The 3,717-nt window shown below is 64.1% G+C and carries 4 protein-coding genes; 2 read left to right on the top strand and 2 right to left on the bottom strand.

The annotated features are described in order from the left end of the window. Positions 1 to 15: 15 nt before the first annotated feature. Together AC4FAH_RS09915 and AC4FAH_RS09910 are read right to left on the bottom strand one after the other, a co-directional pair. The gene (locus AC4FAH_RS09915; protein ID WP_490245965.1) at positions 16 to 840 is read right to left on the bottom strand and encodes an anti-sigma factor; all 825 of its coding nucleotides are present in this window, start codon (positions 838 to 840) and stop codon (positions 16 to 18) included. Further along, on the bottom strand, positions 837 to 1,415 hold the full coding sequence (locus AC4FAH_RS09910; protein WP_043334088.1) for a sigma-70 family RNA polymerase sigma factor: 579 nt from the start codon (positions 1,413 to 1,415) through the stop codon (positions 837 to 839). The genes AC4FAH_RS09915 and AC4FAH_RS09910 overlap by 4 nt, the downstream gene beginning before the upstream one ends. Positions 1,416 to 1,739: 324 nt before the next feature. Here AC4FAH_RS09910 and AC4FAH_RS09905 point away from each other — a divergent pair, with 324 nt between their 5' ends. Next, complete coding sequence (locus AC4FAH_RS09905; protein WP_043334090.1) at positions 1,740 to 2,624, top strand: NAD(+) kinase; 885 nt, start codon at positions 1,740 to 1,742, stop codon at positions 2,622 to 2,624. Positions 2,625 to 2,640: 16 nt separating this feature from the next. Then, the gene (locus tag AC4FAH_RS09900; RefSeq protein WP_192837636.1) at positions 2,641 to 3,717 is read left to right on the top strand and encodes a metallophosphoesterase; all 1,077 of its coding nucleotides are present in this window, start codon (positions 2,641 to 2,643) and stop codon (positions 3,715 to 3,717) included.

Raw genomic sequence — 3,717 nt, 5'->3', positions numbered from 1 at the left:
CTGTTATGAGGGCTATCAGCTATCACGCTGATTGAGGTCCACCAGGCGACCGATGGCGAGAATCTTGCCCGTCGGTTTGCCGGTCGGCGAACCGCCTTCTGGCTCCAGTGTCATCTCCAGCAGCTGGCCCGGACTCATGCTGCCGATCTGCTCGGCGCTGAGTTCGATGCCGGCAATCGGGTCGACCAGCCCCAGTGAGCGCGGCCCTTCTTGCGGGTCGGTCAGGGTCCACAGTTCGATGGCGCGATCCGTCGGGCGCTCGATGGAGACCTTCGGTGTCAGCTGCAGGCCACCGCTGGGCGTGACATTGGCCACCCAAGTCGGCGTGCCCGGATCTTCCAGTGTCTGCAGGATAGCGACCATACGTTGCGCGTCGCCGTCAGGTGTCTGGGTAGCCATCTCCGGTGACGTGCCTTCCAGCGGCGCGCTGGGAGAGAAGGGCCCCATCTGCATGACCAGCGCCAGGGCGAGACCTGCCCCCAGACCCAGTCCGAGGCCACCGCCGAGCCAGCGCAGCAGCCAGGGCGCCTTGGTTGAGGCGCTTGTCTGATCTGCGTCATGTCGAGCGGCGTCATCGCGGGTGGCGGAGGACTGCTTGAGGCGCACCAGGCTGGCGTCGATGCGCTTCCATAATGAGTCGGAAGGGGGCTCCGGCGGCAGGCGATCACTCACGCTCAGCCAATGTTGCTGCCAGCGCAGGGCCATGCGTGCGGCATTGTCATCGCGCTCGATCCAGGCGCGCACTTCGGCCTCGCGCTCAGGGTCCAGCAGCCCGAGGGCATGCTCACCCAGCAGCAGGTTCTGTTCTTCGGGAGATTCGGGAATCAGGGGGCTATTCATCGTGACAGGCACTCCTGCAGTAGCTTGAGACCGGCGCGGATGCGTCCCTTGATGGTGCCAAGCGGTGCGCTCAGCTTCTCGGCGATCTGTTCGTGTGTCAGTCCCTTGAAGAAGGCCAGCAGAATGGGCTCGCGTCGCGGCACTTCCAGCTCACCCAGGCAGTCGCTCAACTGATGGGCCGTCTGGCTGTCATCGGCCGCGGTTTCCGGGTTGGCGAGCAGATCGGCCAGCGTGTCGAGCGCATCGCTGTCGCCGCGAGGCGTCCGCCCCTGGGCGCGCAGCTGGTCCAGAGCGCGATAGCGCAGGATGGTAAACAGCCAGGCGCGACCATTGCCGAGTTCTCGGCGGTACTGGCCCGCATTGGACCACAGCTTGATGAAGGCGTCATGGACGGCATCTTCCGCCTGGTCGCGGCTGTTCAACAGGCGCATGGCGAGCGCCAGCATGCGGCCCGATTCAAGATCATAGAGGCTGCGGAACGCGGCCTCGTCTCCGCGTGCACAGGCTTCTATCGCACTGGCGTGGTCAAAGCTTTCCGCGTCTGGCGGACTGACTGACGGCTTCTGTGCTGGCATGGGGCGGCCGGCTCCTTTGGCAGGGGGTCCATTGATCAGCTGACGGTAAGTGCACCGCCGAGGAATGGCAAGTTGCATGATAGAGGCCTTTGTTCGGGAAAGAATCAACGCCCGTGACGATCGGGATGGCGGTGCGTCAATTGCGGGGGGATAGTCAGGTAACGTCCAGCTTCCCGCCTTGGATGTTCGTGGCCGGTTTTCAAACGTGTCTGGGCGTGGCTTCAGCCGGTCACCTCACATCCGATGGGAAAAGCGCGGCGCGGCTGCATTGCTGCTCGCGCGGTGAGTCCGCATAATGGCCGGCATGACAGCCTGGGAGGCGTGATGAAGCAGCAATTCAATACGATCGGCGTGATTGGCCGACTGGGCAGTGCCCAGGTGGTGGATACGCTCAAGCGCTTGATTCGCTTTCTGGATTCCCGTGGCCTGGCCATGGTGATCGAGGAACGCACTGCCACGCTGCTGCTGGACCACGGTCTGCAGGTGGCCAGCCGCCGTCAGATGGGCGAGCAGTGTGATCTGGTGATCGTGGTCGGCGGCGATGGCAGCCTGCTGGGCGCCGCGCGCGCGTTGTGCCGCAGCGGCACGCCCGTGCTCGGCGTCAATCGTGGGCGACTCGGCTTTCTGACCGACATTCGCCCCGATGAGCTCGAGGAGAAGGTGGCCGAGGTGCTGGGCGGTGACTATCTCAGCGAGCAACGCTTCCTGCTCGAGGCCGAGGTCTACCGCGAAGGCGAGCGCATCGGGGCGGCCGATGGTCTCAATGACGTGGTGCTGCACCCCGGCAAGGCGGCGCGCATGATCGAATTCGAGCTGTTCATCGATGGCCAGTTCGTCTACTCCCAGCGCTCGGATGGCTTGATCGTCGCCACGCCGACCGGCTCGACCGCCTATGCGCTGTCCGGTGGCGGCCCCATCGTGCATCCGCGTCTCGAGGCGATCACCCTGGTGCCGATGTTCCCGCATACCCTTTCCAGTCGTCCGATCGTGATCGATGCGGCCAGCGAGATCATCCTGCATATCAGTGCCAGCAACTCGACCTATCCGCATATCAGCTGCGATGGCCAGACCCAGGTGGTGGCCAAGCCCGGGGATGTGCTCAAGATCCGGCGCAAGAGTGAGCGTCTGACGCTGATTCATCCGCTGGAGCACAACTATTTCGAGATCTGTCGCACCAAGCTCGGTTGGAGCAATCGCCTCGGCGAATGACCTCAAGGCTCACAGCATGCAAGCATTCGTGGCGCCACAGGATGGCTATGACCTTATCGGCGATGTACACGGCTGCGGCGCCACTCTGGCGACGTTGCTGGAGACGCTCGGCTATCACATCGTCGATGGCGTCTATCGCCACCCGACCCGCAAGGTCATCTTTCTCGGCGATATCATCGATCGTGGTCCGCGCATCCGCCTGGCGGTGCAGCTGGCCAGCAGCATGGTCAATGCCGGCGAAGCGCTGATCGTGATGGGCAATCACGAATACAACGCCCTGGCGTATTGCCGGCGCGCACGCCCGCGTGCAGGCGGCGAGCATCGTGATTTCCTGCGCTCGCATACCTCACGTCACAATCGCATCATCCGCGAGACGCTTGACCAATATCAGCATCATCCCGATGAGTGGGACGAGGCGCTGCGCTGGTTCATGCGCATGCCGCTGTGTCTGGAGCTGCCGCCGCTGGCCCCCGGCCAGAGCGGGCTGCGCGTGGTGCACGCCTGCTGGGACGAGCCACTGGTACGTCCCTTCCTGGAGCGCTACCCCGATGGCTGCATCGATGAAGACTTCCTGCATGAGTCCATCGAGCACGACAGCTTCGCCTATCGCGTGCTGGACCGCATGACGCGCGGCGCGAACCTGCGCTTGCCGGAAGGGGTCGAGATCCACTCCGGCGATGGTTTCACGCGCCGAAGCTTCCGCACGCACTTCTGGGCACGTGAGCCCCGCACCTACGGCGATGTGGTCTTCCAGCCCGACAACCTGCCTGGCGAGCTGGAATCGCGCTGGTTGAGTGAGCAGGAGCTGGCCAATCTGCCTTACTACGGGCCAGAGCAGCCGCCGCTGTTTCTCGGGCACTACTGGTGCGAGGGGTTGCCGGCGCTGCCGGCCCCCAACATCGCCTGCCTGGATTACAGTGCGGTCAAGTTCGGACGCCTGGTGGCATATCGCTTCAGTGGTGAAGCCACGCTGGATGCCGCCAACTTCGTGTGGGTGCCGGTACCGCGTGAGCCTTCCCGACGCCCCGTGCCGGAAGAGCTGTCCCGCGACACCCTGTCGAACCAGTCATTCGCCAATGGCGCCAGTCAATAG

The organism is Cobetia sp. (assembly GCF_983723665.1).
The sequence above is the reverse complement of the archived record's forward strand: the minus strand, read 5'-3'. Positions and strand labels throughout refer to the sequence as shown.